Source organism: Janthinobacterium fluminis (genome assembly GCF_028595325.1).
Lineage (GTDB): Bacteria > Pseudomonadota > Gammaproteobacteria > Burkholderiales > Burkholderiaceae_D > Janthinobacterium > Janthinobacterium fluminis.
The window spans coordinates 546675-567230 of sequence record NZ_JAQQXR010000001.1; the positions used below are offsets into that span (position 1 = coordinate 546675).

The 20556-nt window shown below is 66.6% G+C and carries 22 protein-coding genes; 17 read left to right on the forward strand and 5 right to left on the reverse strand.

Annotation, left to right across the window (positions count from 1 at the left end; translation table 11 throughout):
- Positions 1-76 precede the first annotated feature (76 nt).
- The 13 genes from OIK44_RS02470 to OIK44_RS02530 all read left to right on the forward strand — a co-directional run bounded on the left by OIK44_RS02470 (position 77) and on the right by OIK44_RS02530 (position 13014).
- A complete protein-coding gene (locus OIK44_RS02470) occupies positions 77-787 on the forward strand; it encodes a sensor histidine kinase (protein WP_273669080.1) in 711 nt (236 codons plus the stop codon).
- Entirely contained in the window at positions 780-1418 is a 639-nt protein-coding gene (locus OIK44_RS02475; RefSeq protein ID WP_273669081.1) for a response regulator, read from the forward strand. Before OIK44_RS02470 ends, OIK44_RS02475 begins: the two co-directional genes overlap by 8 nt.
- Positions 1419-1682: 264 nt before the next feature.
- Positions 1683-3764, forward strand: coding sequence for a PAS domain-containing hybrid sensor histidine kinase/response regulator (locus OIK44_RS02480; protein WP_273669082.1), 2082 nt, complete (start codon positions 1683-1685; stop codon positions 3762-3764).
- Positions 3765-3822: 58 nt separating this feature from the next.
- On the forward strand, positions 3823-4257 hold the full coding sequence (locus OIK44_RS02485; RefSeq protein ID WP_273669083.1) for a response regulator: 435 nt from the start codon (positions 3823-3825) through the stop codon (positions 4255-4257).
- Positions 4254-5396, forward strand: a complete 1143-nt coding sequence (locus tag OIK44_RS02490; RefSeq protein WP_273669084.1) for a methyl-accepting chemotaxis protein — start codon at positions 4254-4256, stop codon at positions 5394-5396. Before OIK44_RS02485 ends, OIK44_RS02490 begins: the two co-directional genes overlap by 4 nt.
- 54 nt (positions 5397-5450) lie before the next feature.
- The gene (locus OIK44_RS02495) at positions 5451-5819 is read left to right on the forward strand and encodes a response regulator (protein WP_273669085.1); all 369 of its coding nucleotides are present in this window, start codon (positions 5451-5453) and stop codon (positions 5817-5819) included.
- Between the two features lie 13 nt (positions 5820-5832).
- Complete coding sequence (locus OIK44_RS02500; RefSeq protein WP_273669086.1) at positions 5833-6159, forward strand: STAS domain-containing protein; 327 nt, start codon at positions 5833-5835, stop codon at positions 6157-6159.
- A complete protein-coding gene (locus tag OIK44_RS02505; RefSeq protein ID WP_273669087.1) occupies positions 6149-8377 on the forward strand; it encodes a chemotaxis protein CheA in 2229 nt (742 codons plus the stop codon). Before OIK44_RS02500 ends, OIK44_RS02505 begins: the two co-directional genes overlap by 11 nt.
- Positions 8378-8387: 10 nt before the next feature.
- Positions 8388-10049, forward strand: a complete 1662-nt coding sequence (locus OIK44_RS02510; protein ID WP_273669089.1) for a methyl-accepting chemotaxis protein — start codon at positions 8388-8390, stop codon at positions 10047-10049.
- Positions 10050-10058: 9 nt separating this feature from the next.
- Positions 10059-10589, forward strand: a complete 531-nt coding sequence (locus tag OIK44_RS02515; protein WP_273669090.1) for a chemotaxis protein CheW — start codon at positions 10059-10061, stop codon at positions 10587-10589.
- Between the two features lie 19 nt (positions 10590-10608).
- Complete coding sequence (locus OIK44_RS02520; RefSeq protein ID WP_273669091.1) at positions 10609-11418, forward strand: CheR family methyltransferase; 810 nt, start codon at positions 10609-10611, stop codon at positions 11416-11418.
- A gap of 4 nt (positions 11419-11422) precedes the next feature.
- A complete protein-coding gene (locus OIK44_RS02525; protein WP_273669092.1) occupies positions 11423-11944 on the forward strand; it encodes a chemotaxis protein CheD in 522 nt (173 codons plus the stop codon).
- On the forward strand, positions 11941-13014 hold the full coding sequence (locus tag OIK44_RS02530) for a protein-glutamate methylesterase/protein-glutamine glutaminase (RefSeq protein WP_273669093.1): 1074 nt from the start codon (positions 11941-11943) through the stop codon (positions 13012-13014). The genes OIK44_RS02525 and OIK44_RS02530 overlap by 4 nt, the downstream gene beginning before the upstream one ends.
- A gap of 45 nt (positions 13015-13059) precedes the next feature.
- On the opposite strand, the gene OIK44_RS02535 is transcribed toward OIK44_RS02530, so the two are convergent.
- The 3 genes from OIK44_RS02535 to OIK44_RS02545 form a co-directional block, all read right to left on the reverse strand.
- Positions 13060-13938 (reverse strand): serine hydrolase, encoded by an 879-nt coding sequence (locus OIK44_RS02535; RefSeq protein WP_273669094.1) that lies wholly within the window; start codon positions 13936-13938, stop codon positions 13060-13062.
- Positions 13939-14155: 217 nt separating this feature from the next.
- Positions 14156-14374 carry a TOBE domain-containing protein gene (locus OIK44_RS02540; protein ID WP_273669095.1) on the reverse strand — a complete coding sequence of 73 codons (219 nt, stop codon included), beginning with the start codon at positions 14372-14374 and terminating at the stop codon, positions 14156-14158.
- Positions 14375-14525: 151 nt separating this feature from the next.
- The gene (locus OIK44_RS02545) at positions 14526-15563 is read right to left on the reverse strand and encodes a sulfate ABC transporter substrate-binding protein (protein WP_273669096.1); all 1038 of its coding nucleotides are present in this window, start codon (positions 15561-15563) and stop codon (positions 14526-14528) included.
- Between the two features lie 413 nt (positions 15564-15976).
- Here OIK44_RS02545 and OIK44_RS02550 point away from each other — a divergent pair, with 413 nt between their 5' ends.
- Positions 15977-16504: a GNAT family N-acetyltransferase gene (locus tag OIK44_RS02550; RefSeq protein WP_273669097.1), complete on the forward strand. Its 528-nt coding sequence runs from the start codon at positions 15977-15979 to the stop codon at positions 16502-16504.
- Positions 16505-16537: 33 nt separating this feature from the next.
- On the opposite strand, the gene OIK44_RS02555 is transcribed toward OIK44_RS02550, so the two are convergent.
- On the reverse strand, positions 16538-17548 hold the full coding sequence (locus OIK44_RS02555) for a class II glutamine amidotransferase (protein WP_337587190.1): 1011 nt from the start codon (positions 17546-17548) through the stop codon (positions 16538-16540).
- A gap of 436 nt (positions 17549-17984) precedes the next feature.
- Here OIK44_RS02555 and OIK44_RS02560 point away from each other — a divergent pair, with 436 nt between their 5' ends.
- Complete coding sequence (locus OIK44_RS02560; protein WP_273669099.1) at positions 17985-18197, forward strand: hypothetical protein; 213 nt, start codon at positions 17985-17987, stop codon at positions 18195-18197.
- Between the two features lie 22 nt (positions 18198-18219).
- Here OIK44_RS02560 and OIK44_RS02565 read toward each other — a convergent pair whose 3' ends face one another.
- Complete coding sequence (locus OIK44_RS02565) at positions 18220-18414, reverse strand: hypothetical protein (RefSeq protein ID WP_273669100.1); 195 nt, start codon at positions 18412-18414, stop codon at positions 18220-18222.
- Positions 18415-18906: 492 nt separating this feature from the next.
- Here OIK44_RS02565 and OIK44_RS02570 point away from each other — a divergent pair, with 492 nt between their 5' ends.
- A complete protein-coding gene (locus OIK44_RS02570; protein ID WP_273669101.1) occupies positions 18907-19734 on the forward strand; it encodes an EAL domain-containing protein in 828 nt (275 codons plus the stop codon).
- Between the two features lie 81 nt (positions 19735-19815).
- On the forward strand, positions 19816-20547 hold the full coding sequence (locus tag OIK44_RS02575) for a YcbK family protein (RefSeq protein WP_273669102.1): 732 nt from the start codon (positions 19816-19818) through the stop codon (positions 20545-20547).
- The last annotated feature ends 9 nt before the right edge of the window (positions 20548-20556 follow it).

Genomic DNA, 20556 nt, shown 5'->3' on the forward strand with positions numbered 1-20556 from the left:
TTTCCCTGTCAATCAGTAATAGTCTTAGACTTTTGCAAACACCGCGAGCCGGCGGCCAGCGCGCAGGGGAAAGCCGATGGATCTTGTTGCCAATATTGTCGGAGACGGCAGGAGCAGGCCGGGCCCGGGCGGCCACGCCGCCGCCCTGGCCTTGCAGGAGCAGGCCAGGGAGGAGGAGCGCTGCCGCATCGCCCGCGACCTGCATGACGAGCTGGGCGGTTTGCTGACGGGGATACGGGCCTATCTGGCGGTGGCGCTGGAGCAGTGCGCCGACGGCCGCGCCTTGTCGCCGCAGTATCTGCGCGACGGTTGCGCCTTGACCGACGCGGCGATCGACGCGGTGCGCCGCGTCGTCGGCGAGCTGCGCCCCGGCGCCCTCGACCAGTTGGGCCTGTGGGATGCGCTGGCCTGGCTGGCGCGCCAGTGCGCCGAGCACGGCGGCCTCGCTTGCGCCGTCGACGTCGATCCCGCCTGCGCGGCCGTGCGCCTTAGTCCGGCGCGGGCGGTGGCGGTGTTCCGCATCTTCCAGGAGGCGCTGGCGAACGTGCTGCGCCACGCCGGCGCCTCGCGCGTCAGCCTGGACATGCGCCGCGACGGCGCCGCGGTCATGCTGCGGCTGGCAGACGACGGCCGCGGCGTGGCCGGCCCCGGCGCCGGCCCCCATTGGGGTTTGCTGGGCATGGCCGAGCGGGCGCGCGGCCTCGGCGCCGAACTGGGCGTGGAGGGCATGGACGGCCGCGGCACCGTCGTCGCCCTGCGCCTGCCGCTGACGGACGACGATGCATAAGGCGATCCGCCTGCTGATCGTCGACGACCATACGGTGGCGCGCCACGGCGTGCGGCTGATGCTCAGCGGCGCCGACGACATCGAGGTGGGCGGCGAGGCGGAAAGCGGCGCCGAGGCGCTGCAATTGCTGCAGCGCCAGCGTTTCGACGTGGCGCTGCTGGATGTCGGCCTGCCGGACAGGAACGGCCTGGACTTGCTGAAAGTGGTGAGGGAACAACAGCCGGCGCTGGCCGTGCTGATGGTCAGCATGTATGCCGAGGATATTTACGCGGTGCGCGCGCTCAAGCACGGCGCCGCCGGCTATCTGACCAAGAACTGCAGCCCGGCCACACTGGTGGCGGCCGTGCGCAAGGCCGCCGCCGGCGGCAAGTACGTCAGCCCGGCGCTGCTGCAAAAGCTCGCCGGCATGCTGGGCCAGCCGGCCGCCGGCACGCACGACAGGCTGAGCGACCGCGAACTGGATATTTTCAAGATGATCGCCGCCGGCGACAGCCTGGTGCTGATCGCCGCCGCGCTGCACCTGAGCCCCAGCACCGTCACCACCTACCGCGCGCGCATCCTCGACAAGATGGCCATGAAGAGCAACGCCGAGCTGACCCGCTACGCCGTGGAGCACGGCCTGCTGTGCTGACGGCGCGCCCCTGTCGGGTTTCCACTACAGCGGCACCCGGCGAAGCGCCGACAGCAAATCGGCGCTTTCGACGATAGGCAGCACTTTTCCTTACTGCAATACTTGATTCAAGCCGCCCCGTGGCGGCCCCGCCGCGCGGCGCCGCGGCGCACCGCCGCACTGGAGTGGACATGTCAGCTCGGACAAACAACCATGGCGCCGCGCGGCCACTGCGGCGCGCCAGTTTCGCCGGCCGTGCGGCGCCGGCCGCGGCGGGCCAGCGCCATGTCTGAGCCGACGCCCGGCCGCGCCGCCATCGCGCCGCAGATCCTGCGCATGATGGAGGATAGCGCCGCCGAGCTGTACGAGGAGGCGCCCTGCGGCTACCTGTGCGCCTCGGCCGGCGGGGTGATCGGCAAGCTCAATGGCACGCTGCTGCAATGGCTGGGCTACCGCCGCGACGAGCTGGTGCAGCGGCTGCGCTTCCAGGACTTGCTGGAGCCGGGCGCGCGGAATGTCTTCGACACGCATGTCCTGCCGATGCTGCTGGTCCAGGGCTGCGTCAAGGAGGCCGCGCTGGACTTGCGCGGCAAGGGCGGCAACAAGGTGCCGGTGCTGGCGAACCTGGCGCTCAAGCGCGACGCCGAGGGCCGGCCCGTGCTGATCCGCGTCTCGATGGTCAACGCCGGCGAGCGCCGCCGCTACGAGCGCGAACTGCTGCACGCCAAGCGCGTCGCCGAGCGGGCCGCCGCGACGCTGGAGCGGCGCGTGGGCGAGCGCACCAGCGAGCTGGCCGACGCGCTGGCGCGGGCCGAGGCGGCGGCCGACGCGAAAAGCGCCTTCCTCTCGAATATGAGCCATGAAATCCGCACGCCGCTGAACTGCATCCTGGGCATGGCCTATCTGGGGCTGGACGGCCAGCCGGAGCCGCGCCAGCATGGCTATCTGAGCAATATCGAACGCGCCGGCAAGCATGTGCTGCGCATCGTCAGCGACATCCTCGACGTCTCGAACATGGACGCCGGCAAGCTGCGCATCGACAGCCAGCCGCTCGACGTGGCCGACGTGGTGCGCCGCACCGTCGCCGATTTCCAGCCGCTGGCGGCGAAAAAGCGCCTGCGGCTGGAGTTGCACTGCGACCCGCGCCTGCCCGCCAGCGTGCTGGGCGACGCCGTGCGGCTCTCGCAAATCCTCGGCAATTACCTGGGCAACGCCGTCAAGTTCACCGACGCCGGCGGCGTCGCCGTGCGCGCCGAGCTGGCTGGCGACGGGCCGGCCAGCGTGCGCGTGCGCGTGTCGGTGCGCGACACCGGCATCGGCATCGGCGCGGCCGAGCAGCGGCGCCTGTTCCAGGTTTTCCAGCAGGGCGACATGTCGAGTTCGCGCAAATACGGCGGCACCGGCCTCGGCCTGGCCATTTGCAGCCAGCTGGCGCAGATGATGGACGGCGCCGTCGGCGTCGACAGCGCGCTCGACGACGGCAGCCTGTTCTGGTTCGAGGTCAGCCTGCGGCGCGCCGGCGCCGCCGCGGCCGAGGGCGCGGCGGCGGCGGCGCCGGCGCCGGGCAAGCGCGAGCGCATGGCGCGGGCCAAGGCGCTGCTGCGCGGCGCGCGCCTGCTGCTGGCCGAGGACAATCCGCTGAACCAGGAGCTGGCGCGGCTGCTGGTGGAAAAGACCGGCGCCGCGCTGACGGTGGTCGCCGACGGCCGCGCCGCGCTCGCCGCGCTGGCGCGCCAGGACTACGACTGCGTGTTGATGGACGTGCAGATGCCGCTGATGGACGGCTGCGAGGCGACGCGGCGCATCCGCGCCGACGCGGCGCTGGCGGCGCTGCCGGTGATCGCGATCACGGCGAACGCCTTCAACAGCGACCGCGAACGCTGCCTGGCGGCCGGCATGAACGACTTCCTGGTCAAGCCGATCGACCCGGAACTGTTTTACGCCACGCTGGCGCGCTGGGTGGCCGGCGCCGACTTGCCGCCGGCCGCCGCGGAAACGGCGGCGGAGCCGGCCAAGCCGGGCGAACTGGTGTGCCTGAGCGTGCTGGCGGCGCTGGTCGACAACGACCCCGAGACGATGGCGCGGCTGATCCATATTTTCCTCGACAACGCCGCCGCCACCGTGGCCGAGATGGAGGCGGCGCTGCTGGAGGGCCGCGCGGCGGCGCTGGCGCCGCTGGGGCACCGCCTGAAGTCCTCGGCGCGGGCCATCGGCGCGCTGCGTTTCGCCGACCTGTGCGCGGCCATCGAAACGGCCGATGCCGGCCGCGCCGGCGCCCTCGTCGCCGAACTGGGGCCGATGCTGGCGCTGGTGGCGGCGCAGATCGGCGCGCCGCTGCCGCAGAACGTTTCCGGCGCCGAGGCGTGACGATGCCGCGCGCCCCGTTTTCCCCATTGTTTTCTCCACTCTGACAGGCGGCCCGCATATGACCTCGCTCACTTCCACGCCATCGGCCCTGTCGGCCTTGCATGTCCTGCTGGTCGACGACGACAGTTTCATGCTCGAACTGCTGGTGACGATGCTGCGCAAGATAGGCGTCAGCCGCATCGTCCAGGCCAGCGACGGCCAGCGCGCGCTGGCCGCGTTCGAGCCGGGCCGGGCGCGGCCCGATCTGATCATCTGCGACATCCATATGCCGGGCAAGGATGGCTTCCAGGTCATGGAGGAAATCGGCGCCAGGGGTTACCGGGGCGGCGTCGTGCTGTTGTCCGGCATGACCAGCCGGGTCTTGAACTCGGCCGCGCTGATGGGCCGCTTCCACCACTTGAATGTGCTGGGCGTGCTGCAAAAACCCGTCTCCAGGGAGGCGCTGGCCGATCTGCTGGCGCGCGCGCTGGCGTCGCAGGAGCACCAGCCATGACGCGCGCCGCCGCCATTGCCGCCCTGCTGGCGGGCGGGCGCGCGCGGCGCTGGCTGCCGGCCGCCGCCGCGGCCGCCTGCGCGGCGCTGCCGCTGTGGCAGCACGCCGGCCCGCTGCAATGGCTGGCGCTGGCCGGCGTCGCCGTGGTGGCGGCGGTGATGGCGGCGGGCGCGGACCGCACCGATGCCGAAGCGCCCGGCGCGGCGGCCGCCGTGGCGGCGGCGCCGCCGGGCGCCGGCGCCGATGCGCTGCTGGACCAGGTGCTGCCGGTGTGGCAGCGCCACGTCGATTCCGTGCGCGAACAGTCGGAGACGGCCATCGGCCAGTTGCTGTCGGGGTTTTCCTCGCTGCTGACGCAATTCGACGCGGCCGGTTTCAACAGCGTCGGCGCCGGCGCCGACACGCAAACCACCATGAGCCTGCTGACGCTGTGCCAGCGCGAGCTGGGGCCGGTGATCGCCTGCCTGGAAGGCGTCATCAACAGCAAGGCCGGCCTGCTCGACCAGGTGCGCTCGCTGGCGGCCTCGGTGGCGGAGTTGAAGCGCATGGCCGACGAGGTCGGGCAGATCGCCGCGCAGACCAATCTGCTGGCGATCAACGCCTCGATCGAGGCGGCGCGGGCCGGCGACGCCGGGCGCGGCTTCGCCGTCATCGCCGCCGAGGTGCGCCGGCTGTCGCTGTCGTCGGCCGACATCGGCAAGCGCATCAACGTGCGCATGGACCAGGTGTCCGGGACGATGGCGGCGACGCTGTCGGCGGCGGCGCGGGCCGACGTCGCCGACCGCGACGCCATCGGCGCGTCCAGCCAGGTGATGGAGGACGTGCTGGGCCACGTCGGCGAGCTGGCCGAGTCGTCCGAGGCGATGCGCGCGCGCGGCGGCGTGATCCGCCAGGACGTCGCCGGCCTGCTGGTGGCGCTGCAGTTCCAGGACCGCATCCGCCAGATACTGGAGGTGGTGGCGGCCGACATCGAGCGCATGCGCCAGAGCCTGGCCGGGCCGGAGCGGCTGCCCGACGCGCACGCCTGGCTGGCCGACCTGGGGCGCCACTACACGATGGAGGACGAGCGCGCCAGCCACGGCAAGCCGGGCGCGCCGGCGGCGGCCGCGGCGGCGCAGGACGAGGTGACCTTTTTTTGAGGCGGCGCGCGGCGCCCATTCCACTATCCGGCAGTTCCACCAGGCGAGGCACAGATGGCTAAAACAATTTTGATCGTCGACGATTCCGCCTCGGTGCGGCAGGTGGTCGGCATTACCCTGCGCGGCGCCGGCTACGACGTCATCGAGGGCCGCGACGGCCTCGACGCGCTGGCGAAGATGCAGGGCCAGAAGATCCACCTGATCGTCAGCGACGTCAACATGCCGAACATGGACGGCATCAGCTTCGTCAAGGGCGTCAAGGCGCTGCCGAATTACCGCTTCACGCCGATCATCATGTTGACCACGGAGTCGGCCGAGGACAAAAAGCGCGAGGGCCAGGCGGCCGGCGCGAAAGCCTGGGTGGTCAAGCCGTTCAAGCCGGAAGTGCTGCTGAACGCCGTGCAAAAACTGATTTTGCCCTGAACCGGAGTGGACGATGAGCGAGATTGCGACGGACGCCGCGCGGGTGTTGGCGATGGCGCCGGAAATGACGATTTACCAGGCCGCCGAGATCCGCCAGGCGCTGCTCGACGCGCTGGCGGCGGGCGGGCCGGTGGCGGTGGACTTGTCGGCCGTGGCCGAACTCGACTGCAGCGGCGTCCAGCTGATGCTGGCGGCGCAGCGCCAGGCCGGCGCCGACGGCGTTGCGCTGTCCTGGCACGGCCACAGCCCGGCCGTGCTGGAGGCGCTGGCGCTGCTGGAACTGGGCGCGCGCTTCGGCGTGGCCGGCGGGCCGGACGGAGGAGGGCGCGATGACGCTTGACGACGCGTTGCAAACCTTCCTGGCCGAGGGCGGCGAGCTGCTGGAGGAGATGGAGGCGGCGCTGCTGTCGATCGACGCCGGCGGCGACGACGGCGAGGCCGTCAACGCCATCTTCCGCGCCGCCCACACGATCAAGGGTTCGGCCGGCCTGTTCGGCATCGACCATGTGGTGGCCTTCACCCATGTCGCCGAAAGCGTGCTGGACTCGGTGCGCCTGGGCCGGCTGGCGCTGGACGGCGCGCTGGTGGCGCTGCTGCTGGCCTGCCGCGACCACATCGGCGCGCTGCTGGCCGGCGTGCAGAGCCGGGGCGTGGCCGACGACCCGGCCCTGAGCGCGCTGGGGGCGCCGCTGGTGGCGCGCCTGCAAAGCTATCTGGACGAGCAGCCGGCGGCGCCGCCCGCTGCCGCGCCGCCGCAGCCGCAGCCGCCGCAGCCGGAAGAGGGCGCCGACAACTGGCATATCTCGCTGCGCTTCGGCGCCGAGGTGCTGCGCAACGGCATGGACCCGATGTCCTTCCTGCGCTACCTCGGCACGTTCGGCCGCATCGTCACGCTGCTGACGCTGGAGCGGGAGCTGCCGCCGCTGGCCGAACTGGACCCCGAGGTCTGCCACCTGGGTTTTGAAATCGCCTTCCGCGGCGCGGCGTCGCGGGCGCAGATCGACGGCGTGTTCGACTTCGTCCGCGACGACTGCCGCATCCGCATCGTGCCGCCGCGCAGCAAGATCGAGGAATACGTGCGGCTGCTCAGCGAGGAGCCGGAGCGGCACCAGATGCTGGGCGAGGTACTGCTGCGCGCCGGCACGCTGACCGAGGCCGAGCTGGCGGCGGTGCTGCGCGAGCAGGCCGCGGCGGCCGCGCCGCAGCCGATCGGCGCGATGCTGGTCGAGCAGGGCATCGTCGCGCCGCCCGTCGTCGAGGCGGCGCTGGCGCGCCAGAACCAGGTGCGCGAGGCGAAAACGCTGGAAGGCAGCTCGATCCGCGTCGACGCCGCCAAGCTGGACCACCTGATCAATCTGGTCGGCGAGCTGATCATCACGACGGCCAGCGCCAACCTGATCGCGCGGCGCGCCCGCCACCCGGAGTTCCAGGAGTGCAGTTCGACGCTGTCGGCGCTGGTCGAGGAGGTGCGCAACAGCGCACTGCAGCTGCGCATGGTGAAGATAGGCGCCACCTTCGGCCGCTTCCAGCGCGTCGTGCACGATGTCGCGCGCGAGCTGGGCAAGGACATCGGCCTGGTCATCAGCGGCGAGGACACGGAGCTCGACAAGACGGTGGTGGAAAAAATCGGCGATCCGCTGACCCATCTGGTGCGCAACGCCATGGACCACGGCATCGAGGCCGTCGACGTGCGCCTGGCGCGCGGCAAGCCGGCCCAGGGCACGATCGGCCTGCACGCCTACCACGACTCCGGCACCATCGTCATGGAGGTGCGCGACGACGGCGGCGGCCTGAAGCGCGAGCGCATTCTCGCCAAGGCCATCGAGCGGGGCCTGGTGGAGGCTGGCCGCAGCCTCGGCGACGACGAGATTTACGGCCTGATTTTCGAGCCGGGCTTTTCCACCGCCGAGCAGGTCACCAATCTGTCGGGGCGCGGCGTCGGCATGGATGTCGTCAAGCGCAACATCACGGCGCTGCGCGGCAGCGTCGGCGTCGCCAGCGTCGAGGGCGCCGGCACCACCGTCACGGTGCGCCTGCCGCTGACGCTGGCCATCATCAACGGTTTCCAGGTCGGCGTCGGCAAGTCGGTCTTCGTCGTGCCGCTCGACATGGTCGAGGAGTGCGTCGAATTCAGCGCCGTCGCCGGCCACGACTACGCCGACCTGCGCGGCGCGATCCTGCCCTTCATCCGCCTGCGCCAGTTGTTCGACGTCGGCGGCGCCGCCAGCGCGCGCCAGAGCATCGTCGTCGTCAAGTACGCGGGCCAGCGCGCCGGCATCGTCGTCGACACCCTGCTGGGCGAATCGCAAACGGTCATCAAGCCGCTGGGGAAGATCTTCCAGCGGCTCGACTGCATCAGCGGATCGAGCATCCTCGGCAGCGGCGAGGTGGCGCTGATCCTCGACGTGCCGGCGCTGATACGCGCCAGCCACCAGGACGGCGCCCGGGCGGGGCAGGCGGGCGCGGCGGCGGAGCCGGCGGCCGAGGCGGACATGCGGTACATGGGTGGGGCGGCGAGCGACGCGCTTCGTGGCAACGGCGCACTGGGCGCACATTGAGGAGATGGACATGAAATTCGGTAACTTGAAAATCGGCGTGCGGCTGGCGGCGGGATTCGGCCTGATGCTGCTGCTGTTGGCGGGCAGTATCGGGCTGGCCTTGAGCCGCATGGGGCAGATGCAGGCCAACCTCGACGACATCGTCAATGTCAACAACGTCGAAATGGGCCATGTGCTGGCGATGCGCATGAGCGTGATGGACCGCATGGTCGCGGTGCGCAATGTCGCCCTGCTCAACGAGGCGGCGGACATCGAGGTCGAAGTCGAGCGCGTCAAGAAGCAGGCCGCCAAATACGCCGACGAGGAGGAAAAGCTGAGCAAGATGTTCGGCGCCCAGGCCGACACCACGGCCGAGGAGAAAGCCTTCCTGCCGCGCCTGAAGGAACTCGATGCCGCCACGCAGCCCCTGATCGCCAAGGCGATGGCGCTGGGCCAGGCCAACAAGGCCGACGAGGCGACCCGCGTGCTGATCAAGGAGGTGCGGCCGAACCAGCAGAAGTGGTTGCACGAACTGGGCGCCCTGATCGAGCTGGAGGGCAAGCTCAATGAGCAGGCGGCCCAGCACGCCACCGCCAGTTACCACGAGGCGCGCACGCAGTTGATCGGCCTGGGCATAGGCGCGGCCGTGGCCGGGCTGCTGTTCGCCTATCTGGTGACGCGCTCGATCACCGTGCCGATCACGGCGGCGGTGGCGCTGGCGCAGACCGTGGCCGGCGGCGACCTGACCAGCCAGATCGAGGTCGGCGGCAAGGATGAAACGGGCCAGTTGCTGCTGGCGATGAAGAATATGAACGAGGCGCTGGTGCGCATCGTCACCGAGGCCAACAGCGCCGCCGAGGCGGTCGCCAGCGCCTCCGAGCAGGTCAGCGCGACGGCCCAGTCGCTGTCGCAGTCGGCCAGCGAGCAGGCCGCCGGCGTCGAGCAGACCAGCGCCTCGATCGAGCAGATGACGGCGTCGATCGCGCAAAACACGGAAAACGCCAAGGTCACCGACGGCATGGCGTCGAAGTCGGCCGAGGGCGCCGTCGAGGGCGGCGAGGCGGTCAAGGCGACGGTCGGGGCGATGAACCAGATCGCGCAAAAGATCGGCATCATCGACGACATCGCCTACCAGACCAATCTGCTGGCGCTGAACGCGGCCATCGAGGCGGCCCGCGCCGGCGAGCATGGCAAGGGCTTCGCCGTGGTCGCCGCCGAGGTGCGCAAGCTGGCCGAGCGCAGCCAGGTGGCGGCCCAGGAAATCAGCTCGGTGGCCGGCAGCAGCGTGCAACTGGCCGAGCGGGCCGGCAAGCTGCTCGACGAGATGGTGCCGAACATTAAGAAGACCTCCGACCTGGTGCAGGAGATCACCGCCGCGTCCGAGGAGCAGTCGACCGGCGTCGGCCAGATCAATTCGGCCATCGGCCAGCTGAGCACGACGACCCAGCAGAACGCCTCCAGCTCGGAGGAGCTGGCGGCGACGGCCGAGGAACTGAGCGGCCAGGCCGAGCAGCTGCAGCAGACGATGGCCTTCTTCCGCCTGGCCAAGGACGCGGCCGCGCGCAGCCAGCCGGTGCGCAAGATGGCCGGGGCGAAGCGGGCGCCGGCCCGCGCCAGCGTGGCGCGCTTCTCCAGCGCCAATCTGGCGGTGGCCAACGGCGCCCCTGACGAAGCCGACTTCACCAAATTCTGAGGGGCGCCCATGAGCCAGACCGTCGAGCCGGGGTGTCCGCCCGCGGCGCCGCAGGATGGCGGCGCCGCGGCGCCGACCCAGTACCTGACCTTCACGCTGGGCGGCGAGATGTTCGCCATCGGCATACTGTGCGTGAAGGAGATCATCGAGTACGGCAACCTGACCGACGTGCCGATGATGTCGGAGTGCATACGCGGCGTCATCAACCTGCGCGGCTCCGTCGTCACGGTGATGGACCTGTCGGTGCGCTTCGGGCGGCCGTCGACGCCGGTGACCAAGCGCACCTGCAACATCATCGTCGAGATCGAGGACGGCGGCGAGCGCCAGGTGATCGGCGTCGTCGTCGACGCCGTCAACGCGGTGCTGGACATCGCCGGCGCCGACATCGAGCCGCCGCCGGCCTTTGGCGCGCGCATCCGCAACGAGTTCATCGCCGGCATGGGCAAGATCAACGGCAAGTTCGTCATCCTGCTCGACATCGGCCAGGTGTTCGCCGGCTGCGACACCGAGCCGCTCGCCGAAGCGGCCGTGGCGGCCTGAGCCGGACCGGGCGGACGGCATGCTGCGGGCGACCATCAGCGACGCGGAATTCGTCCAGTTCCAGCGCTTCATCTTCGACGCCGCTGGCATCACGCTGTCGGCGGCGAAGAAGGCGCTGGTCGGCGGGCGCCTGGCCAGGCGCCTGGACAGTTGCGGCGTGGATAACTACGGCGACTACTTCCGCCTGCTGCAAAGCGGCGCCGCCGGCCCCGAGGTGCAGACGGCGATCGACCTGCTGACCACCAACGAGACGTATTTTTTCCGCGAACCCAAGCATTTCACACTGCTGCGCGAACGCGCGCTGGCCGCGCGCGGGCGCGGCCAGCCCTTCCGCGTCTGGAGCGCCGCCTGTTCCAGCGGCGAGGAGTGCTACAGCATCGCGATGGTGCTGGCCGACTGCCTGCACCACGGCGCGCCTTGGGAGGTGCTGGGCTCCGACATCAGCACGCGGGTGCTGCAAAAGGCGCGCTACGGCCATTACCCGATGGAGCGGGCGCGCCATGTGCCGCGCGCCTATCTGGAGCGCTTCTGCCTGAAGGGCGTCGAGCACCAGCACGGCACGCTGCTGGTCGAGCGCGCGCTGCGCAAGCGCGTGCGCTTCGAGCAGATCAACCTGAACGCGGCCCTGCCCGAGCTGGGCCGCTTTGACATGGTCTTCCTGCGCAATGTCATGATCTACTTCAGCGGCGACACCAAGCGCGCCGTGGTCGAGCGCATCAGCGCCACCTTGAAACCGGACGGCTGCCTGTGCATCGGCCACTCGGAAACCCTGAACGAAGTCAGCGACGCCGTGCTGCCGCTGGCGCCGTCCGTCTACCGCAGGCGCTGAGCAGATGGCCGGCCCCGACAACATCATCGACGTGTTCCTGCAGCCGGGCGACTACTTCGTCGGCGACGCCGGCTTCCGCGTCAGCACGCTGCTCGGTTCCTGCGTGTCGATCACGCTGTGGCAGCCGCAGCTGCGCATCGGCGCGATGTCGCACTTCCTGCTGCCGGCGCGGGCGCCGGGCGGCGCCGACGACGGCGACCTGGACGGCCGCTACGGCGAGGAGGCGCTGGCGTTGATGCTCGACGAGCTGGCGCGCCTGGGCGTGCGCGGCGGCGCCTGCGAGGCGAAGATTTTCGGCGGCGGCAATATGTTCGCGCGGCGCCGCTGCGACGGCGGCGGCGTCGGCCGGCAGAACGGCGAGACGGCGCGGCGCCTGCTGGCCGACCTGGCCATTCCCGTGCGCTCGCAATGCCTGTTCGGCGACGGCCACCGGCAAATCGTCTTCGAGCTGGCCAGCGGCGACGTCTGGTCGCGCCAGATCCCCGCCGCGCACGGCGTGCCTCCCTGGCCGGGAGTGCGGGCGTGAACCGCATCAAGGTCCTGGTCGTCGACGACGCGGCCGTGGTGCGCCAGGTCATCACCGCCGTGCTCAACGCCGACCCGCGCATTGAGGTCGTCGGCGCGCTGGCGAACCCGCTGCTGGCCATCGAACGTATGCGCCAGCAGTGGCCGGACGTGCTGGTGCTCGACATCGAAATGCCGAAAATGGACGGCATCACCTTCCTGCGCAAGATCATGGCGCAGCGGCCGACGCCGGTGATCATCTGCTCGACGCTGACGGAGGCGGGCGCGCGCACCACCATCGAGGCGCTGGCCGCCGGCGCCGTGGCGATCATCCAAAAGCCGAAAATGGGCGTCAAGAGCTTTTTGAGCGAGGCATCGGAAGACCTGGTCAGCGCCGTGCTGGCGGCCGCGCGCGCCAACATGAAGGCGCTGGCCGGGCGCGGCCAGGCGCTGCCGATGCCGGCCGCAAAATTGAGCGCCGATGCCGTGCTGGCGCCGCTGTCGGGCGGGGCGATGCTGCGCACCACCGAGCGGGTCGTGGCGATCGGCACCTCGACGGGCGGCACGCAGGCGCTGGAAGTGGTGCTGACGGCGCTGCCGCGCACGGCGCCGGGCATGGTGATCGTCCAGCACATGCCGGAAAAATTCACGGCCGCCTTCGCCGAGCGGCTCAACGGCATCTGCAAGATCAGCGTGCTGGAGGCGCACAACAACTGCCGCGTGCTACCAGGGCAGGCGCTGATCGCGCCCGGCGGCAAGCACATGCTGCTCAAGCGCAGCGGCGCCCAATACCTCGTCGAAGTCATCGACGGGCCGCTGGTGAACCGGCACCGGCCGTCCGTCGACGTGCTGTTCCGCTCGGTGGCTAAATGCGCCGGCGTCAACGCGCTGGGCGTCATCATGACCGGCATGGGCGACGACGGCGCCGCCGGTCTGCTGGAAATGCGCAAGGTCGGCGCCAAAACCGTGGCCCAGGACGAGGCCAGCTGCGTCGTGTTCGGCATGCCGAAGGAGGCCCTCAAGCGCGGCGGCGTCGAGCGCAGCGTGCCGTTGGGCGCGATCGCCCACGAAATCGTGCAACAGTCCTCTTAATGCCGGCGCCAGCGGCCGCAACGGCTCCTGCTGAAGAGGCGCGGCTTAGTTCGCCACGCGGCGGTGGCGGCGCGGCGTGTGCTTGGCGGCGCGGTGCTTGTGGCGGTTCGACGCCTTCATCACCTTCGGCGCCGCCTCGTCGCCGGCAATGAAGCGGCGGATATTGAGCGCATCCATCACGCGGGCCGAGTTGGCGCGGGCGTTCAACAGCACCAGCGTGGCGTTCTTGCCGGCCGATTTGATGCGCATGATCAGGCAGCGGCCCGCTTCCTCGGTGTAGCCGGTCTTCGACAGGCCGATTTCCCAGCCCTTGGCGCCGACCAGGCGGTTCGAGTTGTGGTACTCCACCTGGCGGCCGTTGATGTTGACGATGTCCTTCGAGTCCGTGGTGATGCGGCGGATTTCCGGATAGGCGGACGCGGCCGTGGCCATCTTGATCATGTCGCCGGCGGTCGAGCGGTTGTTCGGCGACAGGCCGGTCGGTTCTTCGATGACGGTATGGCTCATGCCCAGCGCCTTGATCTTGGCGTTGACGGCGGCGGCGAAGGCGTTCGGGCCGCCCGGGTAGGTGCGGGCCAGCGACGCGGCCGCGCGGTTCTCGGACGACATCAGCGCCAGTTGCAGGATGTCGTGGCGGCTGATCGTGGCGCCGACCGGCAGGCGCGAGGTGCTGTGCTTGAGCATGTCGACGTCGATCTTGTCGATGCTGATCGGGGCGTTCATGTCCGGCTTGGAATCGAGCACGACCATTGCCGTCATCAGCTTGGTCAGCGAGGCGATGGGCACGACGACGTTGGCATTTTTTTCGAGCAAGACCTTGCCGGTGCCGTCTTCGACCACCAGCACGGATTGGGAGCCGAGCGGGACGGCGAGGGCGGCGCTGGACAGCGAAGCCAGCAAAACTGCGATGATTTTTTTGAACATGGTGTGGTATCGGCCGTAAGGGTTGGGGCGCAGGGCGCCGCGCAGGGATTTTGTAGTTCTATGGCAATATACTTGCCAAGAATAAACCTTACCATTAATCGCGGGGACAGACCACGATTTTCCGAGAATTTTTACCGAAAGTAGTTATTTTCCTTTGCCTGGTCGAAAAAAAGCCCTGCGCGAGGCAGGGCTGTTTGTTGGGGTGGGGCGGGTGGGGTCACTGGATCTTGGCGATGGACACCTCCGTCGATTTGACCAGGGCGATCACTTCGCTACCGACTTTCAGGTCCAGGTCCTGGATCGAGCGCGTGGTGATGACCGAGGTGACGATGCCGTGTTGGGTTTCGACATCCACTTCCGACACCACCGAGCCAAGGATGATTTCCTTGATCTTGCCCCTGAACTGATTCCGTACATTGATTTCTGATATGGCCATCGTGTTTCCTATCCTTGTGAGTGGGGGGCTGAGCGCGTGGTGACGCTTGAGTTCAGATTAATCCCATCTGCGCGCTTTGGAAACGAATCGATTCGCATATGAATATGCGCAAAAAAAAGCCGGGGAGGCCCCGGCTTTTGCGCATGTCTGCTTACTTGCTCTGGTAAATCTTGTCGAACTCGCCGCCGTCGTCGAAGTGTTTCTTCTGCGCCTGCTTCCAGCCGCCAAAGACCTCGTCGACCGTGAACAGGGTGATCGGCTTGAAGGTGGCCGCGTATTTCTTCGCCACGGCGGTGGAGCGCGGCCGCAGGAAGTGCTTGGCGATGATTTCCTGGCCCGGCTCGGAGTACAGGTATTGCAGATAGGCGGTGGCCTGCTTGCGGATGCCGCGCCGGTCGACGACCTTGTCGACGACGGCCACCGGCGATTCGGCCAGGATCGAGGAGGGTGGGTAGACCACTTCGAAGTTGTCGCCGAACTCGGTGCGCACCAGTTGCACCTCGTTTTCAAACGTCACCAGCACGTCGCCGATCTGGCGCTGCGTGAAGGTGGTCGTGGCCGCGCGCCCGCCCGTGTCGAGCACGGGGACGTTCTTGAACAGTTTGCCGACCAGCTCGCGCGCCTGGGCCTCGCTGCCGCCTTTCTTGACCACATAGCCCCATGCCGCCAGGTAGGTGTAGCGGCCGTTGCCCGAGGTTTTGGGATTGGGCACGACCACTTTGACGTCGGGCTTGGCCAGATCGTCCCAGTTTTTGATTTGCTTCGGGTTGCCTTTGCGGACCAGGTATACCATCGTCGAGTAGAACGGCGCGGCGTTGTGCGGGAAGCGCTTGGCCCAGTCGGCCGCGACGAGGCCGCGGTCGGCCAGCAGGTCGACGTCGTTGGCCTGGTTCATGGTCACGACGGACGCTTCGAGTCCGTCGGCGACGGAGCGCGCCTGTTTGCTGGAGCCGCCGTGCGACTGGTTGATCGTCAGCGTTTCGCCTGTGTTCTTTTTCCACTCGGCGATGAAGGCCGGGTTGATGTCCTTGAAAAGTTCGCGCATCACGTCGTAGGAGACGTTCAGCAGCGTCGTGTCGGCGGCCGTTGCGGGCGCGCTTATGGGCAGCGCCACGGCGGCGACTGCGGCGGCGAGGAACCAGCGACGCGGCTGGCTGGCGAGCTTGAATGGCGTACTTTTGTTGGGCATGGTCAACTCATATTGTGAAAACAGATATACATAGTCTAAAATCTGGCCCGGAAAAGATACGAATTTTTCGTAATATGCTTAGATACAGGGGTGCAAACCTACTGCGCGGCCCACTATCCGGCCGGCGATGCTCGCTGTACATGCGTACAGCTGCGCTTCTCGGCCGGATATTGAGCCGCTCGCTACGGTTTTCACCCCTGTCTCGGCAACACCAGTGGCATAGCGTTGTTCGCTACTAAAACAGATATGGTTTTTTGGAATGATTCGTGGGCAAAACGGCGCGCCGCGCTTAGGCTGTATGGTGTCGTGTCCGCATGAAAGAACGTTTTTTGCCGCTTGGTGTATAGTCGAAACGGCGCACCGGGCGGCTATCTCTGCCTGAATTCGCTATTGGCATTATTTTGTGAGCGCACATGAGTCTTGAAATTCGTATTGCAACGTCGACCGACGCGTTTGAGGCGTGTAATGTCTTGCGCCGGTCGATTACCGAATGCTGTTCCCTGGATCATAAGGATGATCCGGCTATCCTCGACGCCTGGCTGGGCAATAAAACGCCGCAGATGGTGGCGAGCTGGTTTGCCTCGGCCACGAATTTTTCGCTGGTGGCCGTCGAGGCCGGCGAGGTGGTCGGTGTCGCTTTGTTGACGCGGGCCGGCAAGTTGGCCCTGTGCTATTTGTTGCCGGAGGCGCGGCGCCACGGTGTCGGCCGCGCCTTGCTCGCCCGTATCGAGGCGCAGGCCAGGGAGTGGGGCATGAAGGCGCTGCAGTTGCATAGTACGGCCACGGCCCAGGGCTTTTATGCGGCCCAGGGTTATATTGCGTCGGGTAACGTCAAGTCGCCGTATGGCGTGGAGACGGTGTTTTGCTGGAAGCAGTTGGATGCGGATGCGGCTTCCACCGATCCGAAGCGTAAACGTTTTTGTAATTGCAATAGCGCCTGATGTTTCCTCCGTGTGGCCGCTGCCGGCCGCGCATCAGCATATCTGCCAGCGCCATGCCTTTTCCGCGCCCGGCGCCACTTCCTCCCCTCCGCTGAACATTTTCAATTCGCCCGGCGCGAACGCTCGCCATTGTTCGTTCGACGTCAGCGGTTCGGTGGCGATGACGGCGATGCGGTCGTCGAGGTGGTTGTGGCGGCGGAAGTCGATGCTCAGTTCGCAGTCGATGAGTTTCGCCTCCGTGAAGGGGTAGGCGCGCACGACGTAGTGCAGCGAGGTGCTGCAGCGGGCGAATAGGGTGTCGCCGTCGGAGAGGATGAAATTGAAGCTGCCGTGGGCGGCGATGTGCGCGCCCAGCGTGTCGATGGCGGCAAACAGGGCGGCGCGGTCCGGCTGGCCGTCGGGGAAGCGTTGGCGCAGGCCGGCCAGCAGGTGGCAGAAGGCTTGTTCGCTGTCGGTGTCGCCGCGCGCCGCATAGTTGCCGCCGGCCGGCGCGCGCCAGTTTTTCAGGTCGCCGTTGTGGGCGAAGGACCAGGTTTTGCCCCATAGTTCGCGGGTGAAAGGGTGGGTGTTTTCCGGGGCGATGCGGCCCTGGGTGGCTTTGCGGATGTGGGCGACGATGTTTTTCGCTTTGACGGGGTGTTGCCGTATCGTCGCCGCCAGCGGCGAGTCGACCGAGGCCAGGTGGTCGGTGTAGAGGCGGCAGCCGTCGCTGGCGTGGAAGGCGATGCCCCAGCCGTCTTTGTGCTCGCCGGTGCGCCCGCCCCGTTCGGCGAAGCCTTCAAAGGAGAATGCCAGCGCGGCCGGTTTGCTGCTGTTCATTGCAAGTAGCTGGCACATGGCCGTTCCTGTCCAAGTCTGTGTGAATGCTTGCCCGCGGCGCCAGGGACGCGGGCTCGTGTTGCTTCTGGACACAGTAATGGCCGTCACTCTCCTCGTGAAGGAATGTTTTGGCATATGGATATGCGGGTGCTGGCGCGGTGTCTTATGCTCACCTTTGAGTAATGGTCTTTTGCCGGTGTGAGTTGGCGAAAGGCCGGCCGGCATGATATTTCGTATTTTCCCCGTGCGAAGGGCTGTGATATGAGCCTGATTCGCGGCGCCCCAACGCTGCGAACGCGCTTGCAATCGGTAGCCGCTATCTGCCGAGATACCGATAAGACGATGCAAGGTTGTCCACCTTCAGAAAGACGAGGCGTTTCAGGTCATTGCATTTGAATTTGAAGGCCAGCGCTTACAATTTGCGGTGCCTGTGCTTCTTGAATGAGGCGGGAATCGAAGGGGATTGACACCTGAGATCCGTCTGGACTGCCGAAAATGCTCGTCTCGGATGGAAGAATGCCCAATAAGCGGCACTAAATGGCCGCGTCGCTGCTTGCTATATTGTCACTTTTTACGCCTTGCGTTCTGAATCGGCAGTAATTCGAGGTGCCCAATAGTCCAAGGCAATTGCCTTGGACTATTGCCTACAAGAGGTTATTTCATGTTTTTAGAAATAAGGCTGAACGTTGCTAGCATAAAGGCAAAAAATATTGCAGCCGAAAAGGCTATTTGGGTAAAGTCAAGGCTCTTGCCCCAAAAATGGTTAGACAGGAATGGAAGCAAAACCGAGAAAATTACTGTCGCAAACAACGCCATGAAATATTTTTTATTCATGAAATATGGTTCCATTAAAATGAATATTACACGACTTTGATATTGTGAAGGCGTAACTTATTTTAAGAAGTAATGACAAGGCCGCCAGCGATAGCACCGCCCACCAAGCCTCCTAAGAAGCCAGCATAAGCGCCAATAGGGCCACCGATAGAACCTGCCATAGCACCACCAATCGCTCCGCCAATCGCACCGCTAGCGGCGGTGTCATAATTCCAACGTATGGAGAAGCAACCGCTAACTGCTTCGATCTCGTTCATGGTAAGTTCTTGCATACTAAACCCAATCCAATAATGTTTTCAAAAGCCATGAGGCCATGTTAGATCAAAATATGTTTACCGACTCTAATAAGCATCGCTGAGTTCCTGAATGTTGATCGTCAATCAAAATGTATAAAATACTAACACATCTAGGTGTGGCCTGCAATTTTTTGAGGTATTTATTTATTGATAATTTAATAGTTTTTCTGCGGCACTGTTAGTTGCATAATTGCAATCTCATTGATCGCTTGGACTGCTATGAAATGAACGTTTGCAACCCCACCTAAATCAGAAGACTTTTCCTTGAACATGTACTGATGCCGCAGGCCGTTCGTGTCGTCGAGCTGCCTTTCCAATGGCCGGGAATGAGGCTCTCTTATGCGCGGGGCGCATATCAAACGGCGAAACGATTCGTTTAGCTTTGCCGGCCGTAAGCCTATTCTGCTTGCTTTGGCGGTGGCGACGCCACCAGCCGCTTTGTGGAGGAGTGCGATGGCTTTCCCAGTGCTGAATAATTATCTGGCCCGCTTGTCCGATACGCGCCAGGCCGCCACCAGCGTGTGGCTGGACGCCGAGGGCAAGGCCCAGGGGCGTTTTTTCAATTGCACGATGACGAGCGCTTTCCAGCCGTTGCGCCAGCTCGATAGCGGCGCGGTGCTCGGCTTCGAGGGGCTGGCGCGCAGCGTGTCGGCGGCCGACTCTGGCCTGTCGCTGTGGAAGCTGCTCGACCACGCGGCCAGCGACGATGAGTCGGTCGAGCTCGACCGTTTGTGCCGGATGCTGCACGCCATCAATTTTTTCCGCCAGGACGGGGCGGCGCAGGCCGACCTGTACTTGAGCGTGCACGACCGTTTGCTGAGCGCCGTCAGCAGCAACCACGGCCACGCCTTCCAGCGCATCCTCGACGCGCTCGGCCTGCCGATAGCGCGCATCGTGCTGCAATTGCCGGCGGTGACGCCGAACCAGGGTTGGTTGTTGAATTATGTGGCCGATAATTACCGCCGCAATGGTTTCCGCCTGGCCGTCAACGTGGCGAGCCCGCGCGCGGCCGTCGCGCTGCTGGAACGGGTGCGCCCCGACACGATCAAGCTCGATGCCCGCGAGATCGGCGACGAGTCCGCCGCCGCCGATTTGCTGGGGGTGTGCCATGCGGCGGGAGTGCGCGTCGTGTTCAAGCGGCTGGAGACGGGCAGGGCGCTCGACAGTTTGCGGCGCATCGGCGAGGCCAGCGGCCTGCCTATCGTTGCGCAAGGGTATTTGCTCGATACGCCGGGCGGCGTTTTGCTGGCGCGCCCTCTGGAGGCGCGCGCCGCGGCTTGACGCCGGCGCGATTGTCGCGCGGGGGTTTTTATTCCCCCCGACAATACGCTATAGTGAGCGCATTGATTCAATGGGTAACTTATGGCATCGCGTAGAAATTTTCTTCAACAGGGATTCGGCCTGGCCGCCCTCGGCGTTATCACCAGTCCGATGATAGGTTGCGCCGCGCGCACCATCGCGCCCGGCCCGCTCGCAAGCAAGCACACCAAGCCGGCGGTCGCCGCGAAACCATCCGCCGGCGCGGCCCGCCCGGCCGCTCCCGCCGCGCAGGCGGCGTCCACCGAGCTGGCGCCGCCGCCCGATATTTTCGACGCCCAGGTGCTGGATCTGGAATTCTGGCTGCGGCCGCGGGTGCTGGAGTTGACGCGGCCGGCCAGCGGCGAGCGCGCCAAATTGCTGTACTGGAAAGACGGCGAGGTGATCGACTCGGCCTACCAGGAATTGTGCCATCTGCTGCGCGACGTGAACGGTAAGGAGACGGCGCCCATCGATCCGAAACTGCTGGAAACCTTGTGGGGCACGCAGGCTTTCGTGGCCCGCTACGGCATCGACCATCCGCTGGAAATTTTGTCCGGCTACCGCACGCCGAACTCGAACAAGCGCCTGATCGAGGCGGGCGTGCCGGCGGCCCGCCAGTCGCTGCATATCCAGGGGCGCGCGGCCGACATCCGCATCGCCAACTTGAACTCGGAGGTGCTCGGCTCCCTGGTGAAGAGTTTCCAGCAGGGCGGCGTCGGCTTTTACTACCGCGCCGGCCCGCGCGGCGGCTGGATTCACGCCGACACGGGCTTGAAGCGCACTTGGAAGGGTTGACCCGGCCCA

Excerpts from the sequence above, each read along its gene's own strand:
- OIK44_RS02485 (WP_273669083.1), top strand. The coding sequence starts at position 3,823 with ATGACCTCGCTCACTTCCACGCCATCGGCCCTGTCGGCCTTGCATGTC.
- OIK44_RS02555 (WP_337587190.1), bottom strand. The coding sequence starts at position 17,548 with ATGCCGGCCGGCCTTTCGCCAACTCACACCGGCAAAAGACCATTACTC.
- OIK44_RS02470 (WP_273669080.1), top strand. The coding sequence starts at position 77 with ATGGATCTTGTTGCCAATATTGTCGGAGACGGCAGGAGCAGGCCGGGC.
- OIK44_RS02545 (WP_273669096.1), bottom strand. The coding sequence starts at position 15,563 with ATGCCCAACAAAAGTACGCCATTCAAGCTCGCCAGCCAGCCGCGTCGC.
- OIK44_RS02510 (WP_273669089.1), top strand. The coding sequence starts at position 8,388 with ATGAAATTCGGTAACTTGAAAATCGGCGTGCGGCTGGCGGCGGGATTC.
- OIK44_RS02540 (WP_273669095.1), bottom strand. The coding sequence starts at position 14,374 with ATGGCCATATCAGAAATCAATGTACGGAATCAGTTCAGGGGCAAGATC.
- OIK44_RS02550 (WP_273669097.1), top strand. The coding sequence starts at position 15,977 with ATGAGTCTTGAAATTCGTATTGCAACGTCGACCGACGCGTTTGAGGCG.
- OIK44_RS02515 (WP_273669090.1), top strand. The coding sequence starts at position 10,059 with ATGAGCCAGACCGTCGAGCCGGGGTGTCCGCCCGCGGCGCCGCAGGAT.
- OIK44_RS02500 (WP_273669086.1), top strand. The coding sequence starts at position 5,833 with ATGAGCGAGATTGCGACGGACGCCGCGCGGGTGTTGGCGATGGCGCCG.
- OIK44_RS02520 (WP_273669091.1), top strand. The coding sequence starts at position 10,609 with ATGCTGCGGGCGACCATCAGCGACGCGGAATTCGTCCAGTTCCAGCGC.
- OIK44_RS02525 (WP_273669092.1), top strand. The coding sequence starts at position 11,423 with ATGGCCGGCCCCGACAACATCATCGACGTGTTCCTGCAGCCGGGCGAC.
- OIK44_RS02570 (WP_273669101.1), top strand. The coding sequence starts at position 18,907 with ATGGCTTTCCCAGTGCTGAATAATTATCTGGCCCGCTTGTCCGATACG.
- OIK44_RS02565 (WP_273669100.1), bottom strand. The coding sequence starts at position 18,414 with ATGAACGAGATCGAAGCAGTTAGCGGTTGCTTCTCCATACGTTGGAAT.
- OIK44_RS02475 (WP_273669081.1), top strand. The coding sequence starts at position 780 with ATGCATAAGGCGATCCGCCTGCTGATCGTCGACGACCATACGGTGGCG.
- OIK44_RS02495 (WP_273669085.1), top strand. The coding sequence starts at position 5,451 with ATGGCTAAAACAATTTTGATCGTCGACGATTCCGCCTCGGTGCGGCAG.
- OIK44_RS02575 (WP_273669102.1), top strand. The coding sequence starts at position 19,816 with ATGGCATCGCGTAGAAATTTTCTTCAACAGGGATTCGGCCTGGCCGCC.
- OIK44_RS02535 (WP_273669094.1), bottom strand. The coding sequence starts at position 13,938 with ATGTTCAAAAAAATCATCGCAGTTTTGCTGGCTTCGCTGTCCAGCGCC.
- OIK44_RS02505 (WP_273669087.1), top strand. The coding sequence starts at position 6,149 with ATGACGCTTGACGACGCGTTGCAAACCTTCCTGGCCGAGGGCGGCGAG.
- OIK44_RS02560 (WP_273669099.1), top strand. The coding sequence starts at position 17,985 with ATGTTTTTAGAAATAAGGCTGAACGTTGCTAGCATAAAGGCAAAAAAT.
- OIK44_RS02490 (WP_273669084.1), top strand. The coding sequence starts at position 4,254 with ATGACGCGCGCCGCCGCCATTGCCGCCCTGCTGGCGGGCGGGCGCGCG.
- OIK44_RS02480 (WP_273669082.1), top strand. The coding sequence starts at position 1,683 with ATGTCTGAGCCGACGCCCGGCCGCGCCGCCATCGCGCCGCAGATCCTG.